Raw genomic sequence first — 17,922 nt, 5'->3', positions numbered from 1 at the left:
ACAGGGTTTTTATCCGTAAGAACGTTAATTACTCTTCTTTCTGACCACGGTTCGCACGGCGGCGATCGTTTTCCGTCAGGTGACGTTTACGGATACGGATAGAGGTTGGGGTGACTTCTACCAGTTCGTCGTCATCAATGAACTCCAGCGCTTGCTCAAGGCTCATTTTAATTGGCGGAACCAGAATCACCGCTTCATCCGTACCAGACGCACGCATGTTGGTCAGTTTCTTACCGGTCAGGCAGTTTACCGTCAGGTCGTTGGAGCGACTGTGAATACCAATAATCTGGCCTTCATAAACTTCCGCGCCGTGACCCAGGAACAGCTTACCGCGATCCTGCAAACCGAACAGCGCAAACGCCACCGCTTTACCCTGACCGTTGGAGATCAGTACGCCGTTCTGACGCTGGCCCACTTCACCCGGACGAATATCGTCGTAATGGCTGAAGGTGGAGTACAGCAGACCCGTACCGGAAGTCATGGTCATGAATTCTGAACGGAAACCAATCAGCCCACGGCTTGGGATCACGTAGTCGAGACGTACGCGGCCTTTACCGTCCGGATTCATGTTTTTCAGGTCGCCTTTACGCTCGCCCAGCGCCTGCATGACAGACCCCTGGTGCTGCTCTTCGACGTCCAGCGTCACGTTTTCGTACGGCTCTTGTTTACGACCGTCGATTTCACGGAAGATAACTTTCGGACGGGAAACCGCCAGTTCGAAACCTTCACGACGCATATTTTCAATCAGCACGGACAGGTGCAGTTCGCCACGACCGGATACACGGAACGCATCCGCATCTTCAGTTTCTTCAACGCGCAGCGCCACGTTATGCACCAGCTCTTTGTTCAGACGGTCAAGAATCTGACGAGAAGTCACAAACTTACCTTCTTTACCGCAGAACGGCGAGGTGTTAACGCAGAAGAACATAGACACGGTCGGCTCATCAACGGACAGCGCCGGCAGCGCTTCAACGTTCTGCGGGTCGCAGATGGTGTCGGAGATGTTCAGCTCGCCCAGACCGGTGATCGCAATGATATCGCCCGCTTCGGCGATATCGCTGTCGATACGCTCCAGACCCAGATGCGTCAGCACTTTACCTACTTTCGCGTTACGGGTTTTCCCTTCACTATCGATGATAGTGACCTGCTGGTTCGGCTTCACTTTGCCGCGTTTGATACGGCCGATGCCGATAACGCCAACGTAGTTGTTGTAGTCCAGCTGGGAGATCTGCATCTGCAACGGACCATCGAGGTCAACGTCCGGCGCCGGAACATGATCAATGATCGCCTGATACAGCGGGGTCATGTCTTCCGCCATATCTTCGTGGTCCAGACCCGCGATACCGTTCAGCGCCGAAGCGTAGATGATCGGGAAGTCCAGCTGTTCGTCGGTCGCGTCGAGGTTAACAAACAGGTCGAATACCTGGTCAACAACCCAGTCAGGGCGCGCGCCAGGACGGTCAACTTTGTTGATAACCACAATGGGTTTCAGGCCATGAGCAAAGGCTTTTTTGGTCACGAAGCGCGTTTGCGGCATCGGGCCGTCAAATGCGTCAACCACCAGCAGCACAGAGTCAACCATGGACATGACGCGCTCTACTTCACCACCGAAGTCAGCGTGCCCGGGAGTATCAACGATGTTGATACGGTAATCATTCCATTTAATAGCGGTGTTTTTAGCGAGGATAGTAATACCACGCTCTTTCTCCAAATCGTTGGAGTCCATCACTCGCTCTTGAGTTTCGGCACGCGCGTCGAACGTACCGGATTGCTGGAGCAGCTTATCAACCAGGGTAGTTTTACCATGGTCAACGTGCGCGATGATGGCGATGTTACGCAAATTTTCGATCACAACTTTGCCTCAGGCATTAGAAATAGCGCGTTATTGTACACGGATTAATCGCACTACAAAACAGGATCACAAACATCCTCCGCAAACAAGTATTGCAGAGTCTCTTTGTGATCGCTTTCACGGAGCGTTAAAAGGGTGGCTTGCGTTCTATTGCACCAATGTGGTGCTTAATGTTCACATTAAAGCACTATTTTGGTGCAACATAGTCACCGTGGTGCAGCCCTTTTGCACGATGGTGCGCATGATAACGCCTTTTGGGGGCAATGTGAAAGTTGGCACAGATTTCGCTTTATATTTTTACGGCGACACGGCCAGCAGAATTGAAGATCTCGTTACCACGACGACCGACCATGACCAATCCGGGAGAGTACAAGTATGTCCGCTGAACACGTTTTGACGATGCTGAACGAGCACGAAGTGAAGTTTGTCGATCTGCGCTTCACCGATACCAAAGGCAAAGAACAGCACGTCACGATTCCTGCTCATCAGGTAAATGCCGAATTCTTTGAAGAAGGCAAAATGTTTGACGGCTCCTCTATCGGCGGCTGGAAAGGCATTAACGAATCCGACATGGTGCTGATGCCAGACGCATCCACCGCAGTGATTGACCCGTTCTTCGCGGACTCTACCCTGATTATCCGTTGCGACATCCTGGAGCCTGGCACTCTGCAAGGTTATGACCGTGACCCACGTTCCATCGCAAAACGTGCGGAAGACTACCTGCGCGCGACCGGTATCGCCGATACCGTCCTGTTTGGGCCGGAACCTGAATTCTTCCTGTTCGACGACATCCGCTTCGGCGCATCTATCTCCGGCTCACATGTTGCGATTGACGATATTGAAGGCGCCTGGAACTCCTCTACCAAGTACGAAGGCGGCAACAAAGGCCATCGTCCGGGCGTGAAAGGCGGTTATTTCCCGGTTCCGCCAGTCGACTCCGCGCAGGATATCCGTTCTGAAATGTGTCTGGTCATGGAGCAGATGGGCTTGGTCGTTGAAGCGCACCACCACGAAGTAGCGACCGCAGGTCAGAACGAAGTGGCGACCCGCTTTAACACCATGACCAAAAAAGCCGACGAAATTCAGATTTACAAATATGTCGTGCATAACGTGGCTCACCGCTTCGGTAAGACCGCGACCTTTATGCCAAAACCGATGTTCGGCGATAACGGTTCCGGTATGCACTGCCACATGTCGCTGGCGAAGAACGGCACCAACCTGTTCTCTGGCGACAAATATGCCGGTCTGTCTGAGCAGGCGCTGTACTACATCGGCGGCGTCATCAAACACGCCAAAGCCATCAACGCCCTGGCGAACCCGACCACCAACTCCTACAAGCGTCTGGTCCCGGGTTACGAAGCGCCGGTGATGCTGGCCTACTCCGCCCGTAACCGTTCCGCCTCCATCCGTATTCCGGTGGTGGCGTCTCCGAAAGCGCGCCGTATCGAAGTGCGTTTCCCGGACCCGGCGGCTAACCCGTATCTGTGCTTTGCCGCCCTGCTGATGGCCGGTCTGGACGGGATTAAGAATAAGATTCACCCGGGCGAAGCCATGGACAAAAACCTGTATGACCTGCCGCCGGAAGAAGCGAAAGAGATCCCACAGGTAGCGGGTTCTCTGGAAGAAGCGCTGAACGCGCTGGACCTGGACCGCGAGTTCCTGAAAGCAGGCGGCGTGTTCACTGATGAAGCGATCGATGCGTATATTGCGCTGCGTCGCGAAGAAGATGACCGCGTGCGTATGACCCCGCACCCGGTAGAGTTTGAGCTGTACTACAGCGTTTAATCGTATATTAAAAATCCGACGAATTTCGCGTTGCTGCAAGGCGGCAACTGAGCACATCCCCAGGAGCATAGATAGCGATGAGACTGGGGTAAGCGAAGGCAGCCAACGCAGCAGCAGCGTGAAAGGCGTCAGGAGTTTTTGAGTTGCCGTGGAAACTTTCAGCCCATCCCAGGATGGGCTTTTTTCTCCACCAACAATCTGATCTCACGCGCTTTTTAGTGGTAAAAAGCTATAATGCACTAAAATGGTGCAACCTTTTCCAGGAGACTGCTGAATGGCAAGCGGCATACAGCCCGATGCTGGGCAGATCCTCAATTCGTTAATCAACAGCGTGCTGGTGGTCGACGACGCGCTGGCAATCCATTACGCCAATCCTGCCGCGCAGCAGTTGCTCGCGCAAAGCTCACGCAAACTGTTCGGGACGCCGTTACCTGAACTGTTGAGCTATTTTTCGTTAAACATTGACCTGATGCGCGAAAGTTTAGCGGCAGGACAAGGTTTTACCGATAACGAAGTAACGCTGGTGATTGATAGTCGCTCGCATATTCTCTCTTTGACCGCCCAACGTCTGCCCGACGATTTTATACTGCTCGAAATGGCGCCGATGGATAACCAGCGTCGTCTGAGTCAGGAGCAGTTGCAGCACGCGCAGCAAATCGCCGCCCGCGATCTGGTGCGCGGTCTGGCGCACGAAATCAAAAATCCGCTCGGCGGCCTGCGCGGCGCGGCGCAGCTACTCAGCAAGGCGCTGCCCGACCCGGCGCTAACGGAATATACCAAAGTCATCATTGAACAGGCCGACAGGCTACGCAACCTTGTCGATCGTTTGCTGGGGCCGCAGCACCCGGGAATGCACATTACCGAGAGCATACATAAAGTCGCGGAGCGCGTGGTGGCGCTGGTGTCGATGGAACTGCCGGATAATGTCCGGCTTATCCGCGATTATGACCCCAGTCTGCCAGAACTGCCGCACGACCCGGAACAAATTGAGCAAGTACTGCTGAATATTGTCCGCAATGCCTTGCAGGCGCTGGGGCCGGATGGCGGCGAAATTACGCTGCGTACCCGTACCGCCTTCCAGTTAACGCTGCATGGCGAACGCTATCGCCTGGCGGCGCGTATAGACGTTGAAGACAATGGGCCGGGCATTCCTCCCCATTTACAGGATACGCTGTTCTACCCGATGGTCAGCGGTCGCGAAGGCGGCACCGGGCTTGGGTTATCTATCGCCCGCAATCTTATCGATCAACACGCCGGCAAAATTGAATTTACCAGTTGGCCGGGGCATACCGAGTTTTCGGTTTACCTGCCGATTCGGAAATAGAGGTGTTTATGCAACGAGGAATAGTCTGGGTCGTCGATGATGATAGTTCCATCCGTTGGGTGCTTGAACGTGCTCTCGCCGGGGCAGGGTTGACCTGTACCACTTTTGAGAATGGTAATGAAGTACTGGCTGCGCTGGCCAGTAAAACGCCGGACGTCTTGCTGTCGGATATCCGAATGCCGGGAATGGACGGGCTGGCGCTATTAAAGCAGATTAAACAGCGTCACCCGATGCTTCCGGTCATCATTATGACCGCGCATTCCGATTTAGATGCCGCCGTGAGCGCCTATCAGCAGGGGGCGTTTGATTATCTGCCTAAACCGTTTGATATTGATGAAGCCGTCGCTCTGGTCGAGCGCGCGATTAGCCACTATCAGGAGCAGCAGCAGCCGCGTAATATCGAGGTTAACGGCCCGACAACAGACATGATAGGCGAAGCGCCCGCCATGCAGGATGTGTTTCGCATTATTGGTCGGCTGTCGCGTTCTTCGATTAGCGTGCTGATTAACGGCGAATCAGGAACCGGTAAAGAACTGGTCGCCCATGCGCTACATCGCCATAGCCCACGCGCCAAAGCGCCGTTTATCGCGCTCAATATGGCGGCCATCCCGAAAGATTTGATTGAATCCGAACTGTTTGGCCATGAGAAAGGCGCTTTTACCGGGGCGAATACCATCCGGCAGGGCCGTTTCGAGCAGGCTGACGGCGGCACGCTGTTTCTGGACGAAATTGGCGATATGCCGCTGGATGTCCAGACTCGTCTGTTACGCGTGCTGGCTGACGGACAGTTCTACCGTGTGGGCGGGTACGCGCCGGTAAAAGTGGATGTACGCATTATCGCCGCCACCCACCAGAACCTCGAACGACGCGTTCAGGAAGGGAAATTCCGCGAAGACCTGTTCCACCGCCTGAACGTGATTCGTATCCATCTTCCGCCGTTGCGTGAACGCCGTGAGGATATTCCGCGCCTGGCGCGCCATTTTTTGCAGGTCGCCGCCCGTGAATTAGGCGTGGAAGCCAAATTATTACATCCAGAAACCGAAACGGCGTTAACACGCCTGGCATGGCCTGGTAACGTGCGTCAGTTAGAAAATACCTGCCGCTGGCTCACCGTCATGGCCGCCGGACAGGAGGTATTGATCCAGGATTTACCAAGCGAACTGTTTGAAGCCTCGGCGCCGGATAGCCCGTCCCACCTGCCGCCGGATAGCTGGGCTACATTACTGGCGCAATGGGCGGACCGCGCCTTGCGATCCGGTCATCAAAACCTGCTTTCTGAAGCGCAGCCAGAACTGGAAAGAACGCTACTGACCACGGCGTTACGCCATACGCAGGGTCATAAACAGGAAGCCGCCAGGCTGCTCGGTTGGGGGCGAAACACCCTAACGCGGAAGTTGAAAGAGCTGGGAATGGAGTAAACATTACCCGCGAGTGTAAAGATTAATAATTGAGCGCAAAACGCTGCTATTTTGCGCTTTACTGTTCCGATGAGTTCAGTATGATCATGCCCGGCAAACGGGGGGATTCATTATGTTAGAATCTATTATTAATCTGGTATCGAGTGGAGCGGTCGACAGCCACACGCCACAAACTGCGCTAGCCGCCGTGTTGTGTGCCGCGCTGGTAGGACTGTTCAGCTGACAATGTGCCGGATGGCGCTAATGCTTATCCGGCCTACAGGTTGTCGCAACGTGTAGGCCCGGTAAGCGCAGCGCCACCGGGCAACCCGGCTAAATGACGCGTGAGAACTGCTGCATCCGCGCTTTCTGGCGCAGATACGCGTCAAAGCACATGCAGATATTGCGGATCAGCAAACGACCTTTCGCCGTCACCTGAATTCCCTTCTCGCTAATATCCACCAGCCCATCTTTCGCCAGCGGCGACAGTAACTGCAAATCTTCGGCAAAATACTCAGCGAAATGCAAACCCCACTGCTGTTCGACAGCGTTAAAATCCAGGCGGAAGTTACAAATCAGCGCCTTGATAACATCGCGACGAATGCAATCATCACGGGTCAGCGTAATACCACGCCATAGCGCATTGCCCCGCTCATCCACTTGCTGGTAATAACGCTTCAGCTCTTTCTGGTTCTGCATGTAGCCATCGCCAATCATGCTGATAGCAGAAACCCCCATCCCCAGCAGATCGGTATCGCCCTGGGTCGTATAGCCCTGAAAATTACGGTGCAGCACGCCTTCGCGCTGCGCGACGGCCAGTTCGTCGTCCGGACGGGCAAAATGGTCCATCCCGATAAACTGATAACCGGCCTGAGTAAGCGATACGATCGTCTCCTGCAAAATATCCAGTTTCTGCTGCGCGCTGGGTAAATCGGCATCTTTAATTTTACGCTGGGCGGCAAAAAGCGTTGGCAGATGCGCATAGTTAAAGACGCTCAAACGATCGGGGTTCAGCTCCGTCACACGCTTCAGCGTGAAAGCGAAGCTTTCCGGCGTCTGTTTCGGTAGACCGTAGATCAAATCGATATTGGTCGAGGTAAAGCCGATATCGCGGGCGTGATTAAGCAACGCAAAGATGAATTCTTCATCCTGCTCGCGGTTAACCAGGCGCTGCACCTCTTTATTAAAGTCCTGCACCCCCATACTCAGGCGGTTAAAACCTTCCGCACGTAAATGATCGAGCACATCCAGCTCAATTTCACGGGGATCGACTTCGATCGAGATTTCCGCGTCGGTATTAAAGTGGAAATTTTCACGCAACAGCGTCATTAAGCGGCTGATTTGCGCTTTATTCAGGTAAGTAGGCGTACCGCCGCCCCAGTGAAGCTGGCTGACATGACGGTCTGCAAACAGCGGCGCGCGATGACGAATTTCCTGCTCAAGCGCGTCAAGATACTGGTCAGCTTTATGCTGTTGGCGGGTGACAATCTTGTTGCAGCCGCAGAAATAACACAACTTGTGACAAAACGGGATATGCACATACAGCGAGAGCGGACGTTCAGGATAACGCGCCACAGCCTGCAAGAATGCGGCGTCCTCGAAGTCTTCAGAAAACTCCAGCGCGGTTGGGTACGAGGTATATCGTGGCCCGGAATAGTTATATTTCTGGATCAGGGCCAGATCCCAGTCTATTTGCTGTTCAGACATGCTCACTCCTTCCGATGGCGTCTCTGGCGGGTACGGCGTACCGGCTTCACGCCATGACGGGCGGCAAGCCGGCTGCGCAGCCATTTCTGTCGCCGCGACAATCGCTGTAGTTTAACGAATAACCACACCAGATAACATATAACCGGAAGGGTTATAAGCAGGACGGGCAAGCCCACGGTGTAAACCCGTTAGTTGCCGCCTCTTAGCAGGCGCATCATATCTTCCTGCTTCTCGTCCTCTTCGTCGTCTTCTTCGTCGTCATCGTAAGACAGACCAAGCTTCTGCATCAGTTCATCAATACGATCCAGTTTGGCATCTACCCAGGCTTGATCTTCCGCACTCAGGGTTTCGCCCGCTTCCAGACGTTCTAACAGCGCATCCAGGCGCTCATCCGTTTCCAGTAAATCCAACTCCGCCTGCGGTGAAAGCATAGGTTTCTCACTTTTCGGTTTATGCTGTTGGGTCACTTTTTCAGTCACGCCCAATGGAACAGGTGTTTTACTGCCAATACGTGGATCTTTTGGTTGATTCTGATTGCCGCCGCCCGAAGCGGAATTGCCGCCCGCCGCGCGACTTCCCGGCGCATGACCGCGATGTTTTTTCAGGCGTTTACGGTCGCGCGCCTCCTGGTTTAACTCTTCACGCGTTTTACGACGCTGTTTGCCAAAGGCTTTACTGCGCGGTGCAGAGGTTGGTTTTTTCATGATGTCAGATCTTTAAGCCGTTTTATTCAGTATAGAATTGAGGCGGAATCTAGCAGAAAGCAAGCAAAGAAAAAAGGCGACAGAGTAATCTGCCGCCTTTTTTCTTGACTCACGACCCTTAACGGGTTCCACCATCCCTGTTGGCTATCAACACGCCCTGTTTTTCCCTTAGCCTGGAACATTCCATGTTGTTTCCATTTCCTTTTACTAACGTCTCCGGACGTTTGTCTTCCTGACAATCCTGTGTCTTCGCCTCCTGGCGCTCCTGACCCTCATCCTGAGTCGTTGATCCTGTTAGCGTCCTCGCTATGTGCATTACTTTACTCTTTTGGGGTAAACTCACAAGATACCGACACGGCAAATCCCTTTTTTTCAGACAATTACCTTTCTATAAATTCATGATTTAACTATATTAACTGGCGTTGAGCCTGACAACGACTCTGTCATGTCGCATAAGTGCAATGGTCAATGTCTCACAAAGCGTATGGCTTTTACTTACAGCACCGCCGCGCCGAAAAATCCGTCTTTTGCTGGCGTTCAGGTATAATCGCCACAATGCTTTGACTGACGGAGACGACCGCTTTGACTAACCTGAATTATCAACAGACGCATTTTGTGATGAGTGCGCCTGATATTCGCCATTTACCTTCCGATTGCGGAATTGAAGTGGCTTTTGCTGGCCGTTCCAATGCAGGCAAATCCAGCGCCCTGAACACGTTGACCAACCAAAAAAGCCTGGCGCGCACCTCTAAAACGCCGGGCCGTACCCAATTGATTAACCTGTTTGAAGTCGTAGATGGCAAACGGTTGGTCGACCTGCCGGGCTATGGCTATGCGGAAGTCCCGGAAGAGATGAAACGCAAGTGGCAACGCGCGCTGGGGGAATATCTGGAGAAACGTCAAAGCCTACAGGGATTAGTCGTTTTAATGGATATCCGCCATCCGTTGAAAGACCTCGACCAACAGATGATCCAGTGGGCTGTAGAGAGCAATATCCAGGTTCTGGTTCTGCTGACCAAAGCGGACAAACTGGCCAGCGGCGCGCGCAAGGCGCAGTTGAATATGGTACGTGAAGCCGTGCTGGCTTTTAATGGCGATGTGCAGGTAGAAGCGTTTTCCTCGCTGAAAAAGCAGGGCGTGGATAAGTTACGTCAGAAGCTGGATAGCTGGTTTAGTGAACTGGCACCGGTCGAAGAGATTCAGGACGGGGAATAATCACCCGCTATGCCGGATGGCGCCGCTGCGCGTCTTATCCGGCCTACGGTGTGAGCGAAACTTTTCTTGCGCACAATAAAAAACGCCCCAGTCATAAACTGACTGGGGCGGCTAAAATATTCAGCCAAATCCGATTACGTGAAGTAAAAGGTCTGAAAGATAGAACATCTTACCTCTGTACCCTACGTGAATAACTTTACTCTTTTTTGAGCAACACAGAAAGACCTTTTCGTAATTTTTTTTCATTCTTTACATAGGGAATTCTAATACCCATCACAAAACCCCCGTGCTTATGTTGCTTAATTACGAAAAAAGCGCGTTATTCCTTAAATGCTTAGTGCGCTTGATCCCAATTTTCTCCGCTACCGACTTCCACCAGCAACGGCACATCAATACGCGTGCAGTTTTCCATCAACTGATGGATACGTTTTGCTACCGCATCTAAGTCGTCTTTATGCACCTCGAACACTAATTCATCGTGTACCTGCATAATCATCCGCACGCGTGGCTGCTCGGCCTGTAGCCAGGCATCGACGGCAATCATGGCGCGCTTGATGATATCGGCAGCCGTTCCTTGCATGGGAGCATTGATCGCCGCGCGTTCCGCCCCCGCGCGCCGCGCCGCGTTGCTGGATTTAATATCCGGCAGGTAAAGGCGGCGTCCCTCCAGCGTTTCCACATAGCCTTGTTCTTTTGCCTGAGCGCGGGTGCGCTCCATATATTCCAGCACGCCAGGGTAGCGTTCGAAGTAGAGATCCATATACTTCTGCGCCTCTTTACGCGGAATATTAAGCTGGCGAGAAAGACCGAAGGCGCTCATCCCGTAAATCAGGCCAAAGTTAATGGCTTTCGCACTTCGGCGCTGTTCCCCGGTCACGCTATCCAGCGGCAAGCCAAAGACTTCCGCCGCCGTTGCGCGGTGAATATCCTTCCCTTCGGCGAACGCCGTGAGCAGTCCTTTATCACGGGAAAGATGCGCCATAATACGCAGCTCAATCTGTGAATAGTCCGCAGACACGATGAGATAATCCTCAGGCGCAATAAATGCCTGACGAATGCGGCGGCCTTCTTCATTGCGCACCGGAATATTTTGCAGGTTCGGATCGGTGGACGATAAACGTCCCGTCGCCGTTACCGCCTGATGATAGGACGTATGGACGCGCCCGGTTTTCGGGTTAATCATCAGCGGCAGCTTATCGGTATAGGTGGATTTTAGCTTCGCCAGACCACGATACTCCAGAATCACTTTCGGCAGCGGATAGTCCAGCGCCAGCTCTTCCAGCACCTCTTCCGACGTTGACGGCGCGCCGCCAGGCGTTTTCTTCAACGGCTTAATACCCTGCTTTTCAAACAGGATAGTCTGCAACTGCTTCGTCGAGGACAGGTTGAACGCCTCGCCCGCAATGTCATGCGCTTTCTTTTCCAGTTCCGCCAGACGTAGTGTGATTTCTTCCGAATGTTTGTGCAGGACGGCAGGATCGATTTTTACGCCATTGCGCTCAACGCGTGACAGTACCGGCACCAACGGCATTTCGATGTTTTCGAAAACATTCAGCGGGCCTTTGTGCTGCTGGAGCTCAGGCCACATTTTGAGATGCAACTGTAACGTGACATCCGCATCTTCTGCCGCATAGCGCCCCGCTTCCTCCAGTGCGATCTGGTTAAAGGTGAGCTGGTTTTTACCTTTACCGGCAATGTCTTCAAAGGTGATAGTTTTGTGCTTCAGCCAACGATCGGACAAACTGTCCATATCATGGCGTCCGGCGACGCTGTTCAGAATGTAAGACTCAAGCATGGTATCGAAGGCGATACCGCGCAGCTCAATACCGTAATTTTGCAAGACGCCGCGATCGTACTTGAGGTTTTGCCCCACTTTGCGCACTTTTTCATCTTCCAGCAGCGGCTTCAGCAGTTCCAGAGCACGCTGGCGGGAAATTTGATCCGGAGCGTCCAGATAATCATGCGCGACAGGTACATACGCGGCAACGCCAGGTTCGATGGCAAACGAGAGGCCCACCAGGTTGGCGGCGATATTATCCAGGCTGTCGGTCTCCGTGTCGAAAGCAAAAACTGGCGCTTTTTTCAGCTTTTCAATCCAGCTTTCCAGCGTAACGTCGTCCAGAATCGTGACATAATTTTCATAAGAGAGCGCCGCTGCCGGTTCGCTGGGCGATTCATCAATAACGACCGTTTCCTGCGGTTTGGCCGCCGGTTTCGCGCCCTTTGCCTGTAGCCACTTGCCTGACTCAACGTCCGCCGTCCAGCGCTTAAACTCATATTTTTTAAACAGGCCCAGCAGTTCATCCGCAATCGGCTGCTGCACTTCAAGCTGTTCGCAGGTCAGCTCCAGCTCAACATCCGTTTTAATGGTGGCGAGTTTATAAGACAGGTACGCTACGTCTTTATTCTGCGCTAATTTACCGGCCATCGTTTTGGCGCCGCGGAAAGTGAGACCGGCAATTTTTTCCGGCTCGGCGTACAGCGTATCCAGGCCGCCCAATCCCTGAAGCAAGGCTTGCGCCGTCTTCTCACCCACGCCTGGCACGCCCGGAATATTATCCGAGGAGTCCCCCATCAGCGCCAGAAAGTCGATAATCAGCTCAGGCGGCACGCCGTACTTATTAACGACTTCATCCGGGCCGAGGATGGTGTTAGTCATGGTGTTGATCAGCGTAATATTCGGCGTCACCAACTGTGCCATATCTTTATCGCCGGTGCTGATTAATACCGGACGCCCCACCTTCTCCGCTTCTCGCGCCAGTGTACCGATAACGTCATCCGCTTCTACGCCAGAGACCGCCAGCAGAGGTAACCCCATGGCTTTAACCATGGCATGTAACGGCTCTATTTGCGCACGCAGATCATCCGGCATCGGAGGACGATGCGATTTGTAATGTTCAAAGAGCTCATCACGGAAGGTTTTTCCTTTGGCGTCAAACACCACCGCAGCATGCGTCGGCTGATACTGCATGATCAGGCTGCGCAACATGTTGAGGACACCATACATTGCGCCCGTAGGTTCTCCCGCGCTGTTGGTTAACGGCGGAAACGCATGATAGGCGCGATAGAGATAGGATGAGCCATCTACGAGAATAAGTGGGTTTTCTGGGATCTGAACCATAATGTCCGTGCCTGTTTAACAGATTATGGTTAAAGGATGCCACATACAGGAGGAAAACTTGAGTTTTTCGCCGCATTTGCGGAAAAGTTTTGTCGATCTTCAGGATCGCTCGCAAAACAACCTGTGGATAACTTTGTGTGTAAATTCTTACCATTACTTTAAAATCAGCGCGATAGCCTTCTCGTCTTAATAATTACCCATTATTTTCAATGAGTTGTTAACTTCACGTTTTTCTGATTATCTGATTCATGCCGTTATCATAATGTGGATAGTTGTTACGAGTGTTTCTATTTCACTCAGCGCCATCATTAGCATCGTTTTCTGATAGAATCAGCCTCTTGCGCCCTTTTCGCGCACCGTTTATGGCTAACTTTTGAATAATTTATTATGACGAGAATACTCGCGGCTATCACGCTCCCATTGAGTATCGTATTGACCATCCTGGTCACTATTGTTTGCTCAGTACCGATCATCGTTGCCGGTATGGTAAAGCTTCTTTTGCCTGTTCCCGGTATCTGGCGCAAGGTCTCCATTTTCTGCAATTTCATGATGTATTGCTGGTGTGCTGGTCTTGCAGCGCTGTTACGCCTTAATCCGCACTTGCAATGGGATGTAGAAGGGTTAGAAGGGCTGAGCAAGAAAAATTGGTATTTACTGATTTGTAATCATCGCAGCTGGGCCGATATCGTTGTGCTTTGCGTTCTGTTCCGCAAGCATATCCCAATGAATAAGTACTTTCTTAAACAGCAATTGGCCTGGGTGCCGTTCATCGGCCTGGCGTGCTGGGCATTAGATATGCCGTTTATGAAGCGCTACTCCCGTAGCTACCTGCTCCGACACCCCGATCGACGCGGCAAAGATGTTGAAACAACTCGTCGCTCTTGCGAAAAGTTTCGTCGGTATCCCACCACTATCGTTAACTTTGTTGAAGGCTCGCGATTTACGCATGAGAAACGTCAGCAAACGCATTCACCTTATCAACATCTGTTGCCGCCAAAAGCAGCCGGTATTGCAATGGCGATTAATGTTTTAGGCTCACAGTTCGATAAGCTGCTTAATATTACGTTGTGTTACCCAAACAACGATCGTCACCCCTTCTACGATATGCTAAGCGGTAGGCTGACGCGTATTGTTGTTCGGGTGCAACTGGAACCCATAAATGAAGAACTGCACGGCGATTACGTGAACGACAAAACATTCAAACGCCGTTTTCAACGTTGGCTTAATACGCTGTGGGATAAGAAAGATATACAGATAGAAGAGATTAAAACATCTTATAAAAACGCCGGTCAGTGACCGGCGTTCTTTTTATTTTTTATCAACCAAATATTTCACAGTATCAGCATACTGCTGAACAAAAACATCCATGCTGCTGGTATCCATGCCTTGTGGGTTAATCTGGTATTTGCCATTGACGAACATCGCCGGAACGCCCTGCAGTTGCAGGTCAGCCGCGGCTTTCTCCTGTTGCGCAACCAGTGATTTCACCACGAAGCTGTTCCATGCCGCATCGTAATCTTCGCCCTTGACGCCCGCATCAACGAACACTTTACGGATATCCGCGGCAGATTGTACTGTCTGGGTTTTCTGTACGGCTTCAAACAGCGGGACCGTGACTTTATCTTCTACACCCAACGCCATCGCCACCGCCCATGCCTGGGTGAGCTCCTTGCCCAACGGCCCCAGGAACTCAACGTGGTACTTGGTCATTTTGGTGCCTTCCGGCAGCTTTTTCTTCACATTGTCAGACACATGAAGCACTTCTTCAAACTGATAACAATGTGGGCAGTAGAAGGAGAAAAACTCCAGTACCTGGGGTTCGCCAGCGACCGGTTTATCCAGCGTGATATACTGTTTACCGTCGCTGATCTGTGCTGCCGAGGCGCTAAAAGCTAAAACCATACCAGCCAGCGCCAGCCAAATCTTTTTCATGATCAACTCTCTCCGATTAATACATTGGCGTTAATTGTAAAGGGGGTTCGTGCAAAATTTTAGTCTGCTCAATAAAAGTCGTTGTCTGTCGCTGCCAGTAATCTTCCCCTGTTAACCAGGGAAAGTTTTTTGGAAACGCAGGATCGCCCCAACGACGAATCAACCAGGCAAGATAATAAACTAAACGCATGGCGCGTAAAGGTTCAATGAGACCAATTTCAGCCGTATCGAACTCACTAACTTCTTCATAAGCTTCAATAATGGTTTCAAGCTGCATTCGCTGTTCGGCTTTGTTGCCGTTCAGCAGCATCCATAAATCCTGTATCGCCGGGCCGTTACGGGCATCATCTAAATCGACAAACAGCGGTCCATCACGCCATAGAATGTTGCCGGCATGACAATCGCCGTGCAATCGCAGCGTGGCGAAATCGGGGCGCCAGCATTCGGTAACTGCAGACAGTAGAGTATCAGTGGCTTTCAGGAAAGCCGCTTTTTGCCCGGAGGGAATCAGTGCAGCATCTTCGAATACCTGGCGAGGTTCAAAAAGATACTCTGCAAGCCCAATGTCAGGCCGGAAAGTGAAAGGACGCTTTCGCCCCGTCTGATGCAATCGACCAAGATAACGCCCTACCGCCTCCATCTGATCGATATTATCTGCTTCAAACTGACGACCGCCTACGCTGGGGAAAATGGCATAATGATAGCCCTGATGCGCTAACAGCGTCTGGCCATTAAACGCGAGCGGAGCAGCAACCGGAACCTCATCCTTCACCAGTTCAAGCGCGAATTGGTGTTCTTCCCGAATTTGATCAACAGACCAGCGTTCAGGACGATAAAACTTAACGACAAAACGTCGACGGTCTTCATCCTGAAACTGATAGACGCGGTTTTCATAACTGTTTAGTGGAGTCAGCCCGGAATCCACCCTGATCCCCTGTTCAAACAGCGCATCCATGATGGCTTCCGGGTGTAGCGTCTGGAAAGTAAAAGCGTTGTCGTTCATCCCATCATCCGGAAAATACTACGAATGATTCAGGATATCATTTCGTGGCGATTTCGGTGGCGCCGCTTACAAGGTTTTACTCTTTAATAACGCCGCGGGCGCGTAAAAGCGCCGTTTTAAAGTCCTCTTCATAGTCTTTTTGAATCCCTGGAATGGCGGCGTCTTTGGCGGAATCGCGCATTTTCAGATGGTAGATCAGGATATCATCAGTTAAATCTTCCAGTTTGCCGTCAAAACCTGACTCTTTCGCCAGTTTCTGCAAAAATTGCGTCAGATTAAGATCAGGCTCTTTCTGCCAGGCTGGCTGGAGGAGTTCAATGACTTCATTCAGGCGTTTACATTTCATAGCTGTGCTCCTTATTCTTGATACAGACACGGTAGCAGGGTCAATCCCACAATAAAAGAGGCGATATCGGTGAATCTGGATGAAGTAATAACCGGCGTGGTGCTGGCAGGCGGTAAAGCCAGGCGGATGGGAGGTGCGGATAAAGGTCTGCTTGAACTGGACGGGAAACCGCTCTGGCGGCACGTTGCCGATGCGCTCGCGCCACAGCTTGCTACGGTCGTCATTAGTGCTAATCGCCATCTGGATATCTACCAGGCCAGCGGCCTGAAAGTCATTCCGGATTCAATCGCTGACTTTCCCGGTCCGCTGGCGGGTATGCTTTCCGTTTTTCAGCAGGTAGCAGGCGACTGGTTTCTGTTTTGTCCCTGTGACAATCCCTGTATCCCCCACAACCTGGTCGATCGTTTAGCAGCGCAGCGTCATGGCGCACCCGTGGTTTGGGTTCATGATGGAGAGCGCGATCATCCAACGATCGCGTTGATTAATCGTGCCGTTGAGCCCCAGTTGACAGCTTATTTGCAAGCAGGCGAGCGGCGGGTAATGATTTTTATGCGCCAGGTAGGCGGACACGCCGTTGATTTCAGCGATTGTAAAGAGGCATTTGTGAACGTCAACACGCCGGAGGAACTCGCGCAATGGCAAAAGAGACCATGATACCGCTACTCGCCATTGCCGCGTGGAGCGGCACGGGAAAAACAACACTGCTGAAAAAACTGATCCCAGCACTTTGTGCGCACGGTATTCGGCCAGGGCTGATTAAGCATACCCATCATGATATGGATGTTGATAAACCGGGTAAAGATAGCTACGAATTACGTAAGGCCGGGGCGGCACAAACGCTGGTTGCCAGTCAGCAGCGCTGGGCGTTAATGACTGAAACGCCGGGGCAAGAAGAGTTGGATCTGGCATGGCTGGTGAGCCGGATGGATGCATCAAAGCTGGATATGGTGCTGGTAGAAGGGTTTAAACACGAGGCAGTTGCGAAGATCTTACTTTTTCGTCAGGGATGTGGGCACAGCGAGGAGGAATTGATTCTTGATGAGCATGTTATTGCGGTTGCCAGTGATATTCCACTTGCCGTAGCGGTACCCGTTTTGGATCTTAATGATGTATCGCAGATTTCTGCCTTCATTTTGCGGTGGTTAGAGAAAGCACGCACCTTGTAGGCCGGATAAGGCGGAGCCGCCATCCGCCGGTGCAGGTTGCCTGATGGCGCTGCGCTTATCAGGCCTACATTTTTACAGTTACCGCACACGCAAAAAAGCCCATCCGTCAGGATGGGCTTCTTCACTTGTCTGATGCCTGGCAGTTTATGGCGGGCGTCCTGCCCGCCACCCTCCGGGCCGTTGCTGCGCAACGTTCAAATCCGCTCCCGGCGGATTTGTCCTCCTCAGGAGAGTGCTCACCGGCAGACCACAGATAAAACAAAAGGCCCAGTCTTTCGACTGAGCCTTTTGCTTAATTTGATGCCTGGCAGTTCCCTACTCTCGCATGGGGAGACCCCACACTACCATCGGCGCTACGGCGTTTCACTTC

17 protein-coding genes are annotated in these 17,922 nt (G+C 52.2%); 8 read left to right on the top strand and 9 right to left on the bottom strand.

Annotation, left to right across the window (positions count from 1 at the left end; translation table 11 throughout):
• Positions 1-28: 28 nt before the first annotated feature.
• Entirely contained in the window at positions 29-1,852 is a 1,824-nt protein-coding gene (gene typA, locus NA330_RS20500; RefSeq protein ID WP_000572060.1) for a ribosome-dependent GTPase TypA, read from the bottom strand.
• Between the two features lie 375 nt (positions 1,853-2,227).
• Between typA and glnA the strand changes: the two genes are divergently transcribed.
• The 4 genes from glnA (at position 2,228) to NA330_RS20480 (ending at position 6,602) form a co-directional block, all read left to right on the top strand.
• Positions 2,228-3,637, top strand: a complete 1,410-nt coding sequence (glnA, locus tag NA330_RS20495; RefSeq protein ID WP_001271699.1) for a glutamate--ammonia ligase — start codon at positions 2,228-2,230, stop codon at positions 3,635-3,637.
• Between the two features lie 274 nt (positions 3,638-3,911).
• Positions 3,912-4,961 carry a nitrogen regulation protein NR(II) gene (glnL, locus tag NA330_RS20490; RefSeq protein ID WP_000146192.1) on the top strand — a complete coding sequence of 350 codons (1,050 nt, stop codon included), beginning with the start codon at positions 3,912-3,914 and terminating at the stop codon, positions 4,959-4,961.
• 8 nt (positions 4,962-4,969) lie between these two features.
• A complete protein-coding gene (gene glnG, locus NA330_RS20485; protein WP_052894814.1) occupies positions 4,970-6,379 on the top strand; it encodes a nitrogen regulation protein NR(I) in 1,410 nt (469 codons plus the stop codon).
• Between the two features lie 112 nt (positions 6,380-6,491).
• A complete protein-coding gene (locus tag NA330_RS20480) occupies positions 6,492-6,602 on the top strand; it encodes a YshB family small membrane protein (protein WP_001578131.1) in 111 nt (36 codons plus the stop codon).
• An 89-nt stretch (positions 6,603-6,691) separates the two neighbouring features.
• Here NA330_RS20480 and hemN read toward each other — a convergent pair whose 3' ends face one another.
• From hemN to NA330_RS20465, 3 genes are all read right to left on the bottom strand, one after another.
• On the bottom strand, positions 6,692-8,065 hold the full coding sequence (gene hemN, locus NA330_RS20475; protein WP_000003520.1) for an oxygen-independent coproporphyrinogen III oxidase: 1,374 nt from the start codon (positions 8,063-8,065) through the stop codon (positions 6,692-6,694).
• Positions 8,066-8,253: 188 nt separating this feature from the next.
• Positions 8,254-8,769, bottom strand: a complete 516-nt coding sequence (yihI, locus tag NA330_RS20470; protein WP_052894811.1) for a Der GTPase-activating protein YihI — start codon at positions 8,767-8,769, stop codon at positions 8,254-8,256.
• 118 nt (positions 8,770-8,887) lie between these two features.
• On the bottom strand, positions 8,888-9,112 hold the full coding sequence (locus NA330_RS20465; RefSeq protein ID WP_001541209.1) for a hypothetical protein: 225 nt from the start codon (positions 9,110-9,112) through the stop codon (positions 8,888-8,890).
• 239 nt (positions 9,113-9,351) lie between these two features.
• On the opposite strand from NA330_RS20465, the gene yihA reads away from it, so the two are divergent.
• Positions 9,352-9,984, top strand: coding sequence for a ribosome biogenesis GTP-binding protein YihA/YsxC (yihA, locus tag NA330_RS20460; protein WP_000183327.1), 633 nt, complete (start codon positions 9,352-9,354; stop codon positions 9,982-9,984).
• A gap of 120 nt (positions 9,985-10,104) precedes the next feature.
• Here yihA and NA330_RS20455 read toward each other — a convergent pair whose 3' ends face one another.
• On the bottom strand, positions 10,105-10,152 hold the full coding sequence (locus NA330_RS20455) for a spot 42 RNA, inhibition of DNA synthesis (RefSeq protein WP_071892919.1): 48 nt from the start codon (positions 10,150-10,152) through the stop codon (positions 10,105-10,107).
• Between the two features lie 166 nt (positions 10,153-10,318).
• Positions 10,319-13,105, bottom strand: coding sequence for a DNA polymerase I (polA, locus tag NA330_RS20450; RefSeq protein ID WP_000249972.1), 2,787 nt, complete (start codon positions 13,103-13,105; stop codon positions 10,319-10,321).
• A gap of 387 nt (positions 13,106-13,492) precedes the next feature.
• Between polA and NA330_RS20445 the strand changes: the two genes are divergently transcribed.
• On the top strand, positions 13,493-14,401 hold the full coding sequence (locus tag NA330_RS20445; RefSeq protein WP_000196902.1) for an acyltransferase: 909 nt from the start codon (positions 13,493-13,495) through the stop codon (positions 14,399-14,401).
• A gap of 12 nt (positions 14,402-14,413) precedes the next feature.
• On the opposite strand, the gene dsbA is transcribed toward NA330_RS20445, so the two are convergent.
• The 3 genes from dsbA to NA330_RS20430 all read right to left on the bottom strand — a co-directional run bounded on the left by dsbA (position 14,414) and on the right by NA330_RS20430 (position 16,386).
• Positions 14,414-15,037, bottom strand: coding sequence for a thiol:disulfide interchange protein DsbA (dsbA, locus tag NA330_RS20440; protein ID WP_000725364.1), 624 nt, complete (start codon positions 15,035-15,037; stop codon positions 14,414-14,416).
• Between the two features lie 16 nt (positions 15,038-15,053).
• The gene (locus tag NA330_RS20435) at positions 15,054-16,040 is read right to left on the bottom strand and encodes a serine/threonine protein kinase (protein WP_001651145.1); all 987 of its coding nucleotides are present in this window, start codon (positions 16,038-16,040) and stop codon (positions 15,054-15,056) included.
• Positions 16,041-16,116: 76 nt separating this feature from the next.
• Complete coding sequence (locus NA330_RS20430) at positions 16,117-16,386, bottom strand: YihD family protein (protein ID WP_000649858.1); 270 nt, start codon at positions 16,384-16,386, stop codon at positions 16,117-16,119.
• Between the two features lie 69 nt (positions 16,387-16,455).
• On the opposite strand from NA330_RS20430, the gene mobA reads away from it, so the two are divergent.
• Together mobA and mobB are read left to right on the top strand one after the other, a co-directional pair.
• A complete protein-coding gene (gene mobA, locus NA330_RS20425; protein WP_001046879.1) occupies positions 16,456-17,040 on the top strand; it encodes a molybdenum cofactor guanylyltransferase MobA in 585 nt (194 codons plus the stop codon).
• The gene (gene mobB, locus NA330_RS20420) at positions 17,037-17,552 is read left to right on the top strand and encodes a molybdopterin-guanine dinucleotide biosynthesis protein MobB (protein WP_072103234.1); all 516 of its coding nucleotides are present in this window, start codon (positions 17,037-17,039) and stop codon (positions 17,550-17,552) included. Before mobA ends, mobB begins: the two co-directional genes overlap by 4 nt.
• Positions 17,553-17,922 lie beyond the last annotated feature (370 nt).

The sequence above is a fragment of the Salmonella sp. NW722 genome (genome assembly GCF_051702785.1).
In the GTDB taxonomy this organism is placed as follows: Bacteria; Pseudomonadota; Gammaproteobacteria; order Enterobacterales; family Enterobacteriaceae; genus Salmonella; species Salmonella enterica.
The sequence above is the reverse complement of the archived record's forward strand: the minus strand, read 5'-3'. Positions and strand labels throughout refer to the sequence as shown.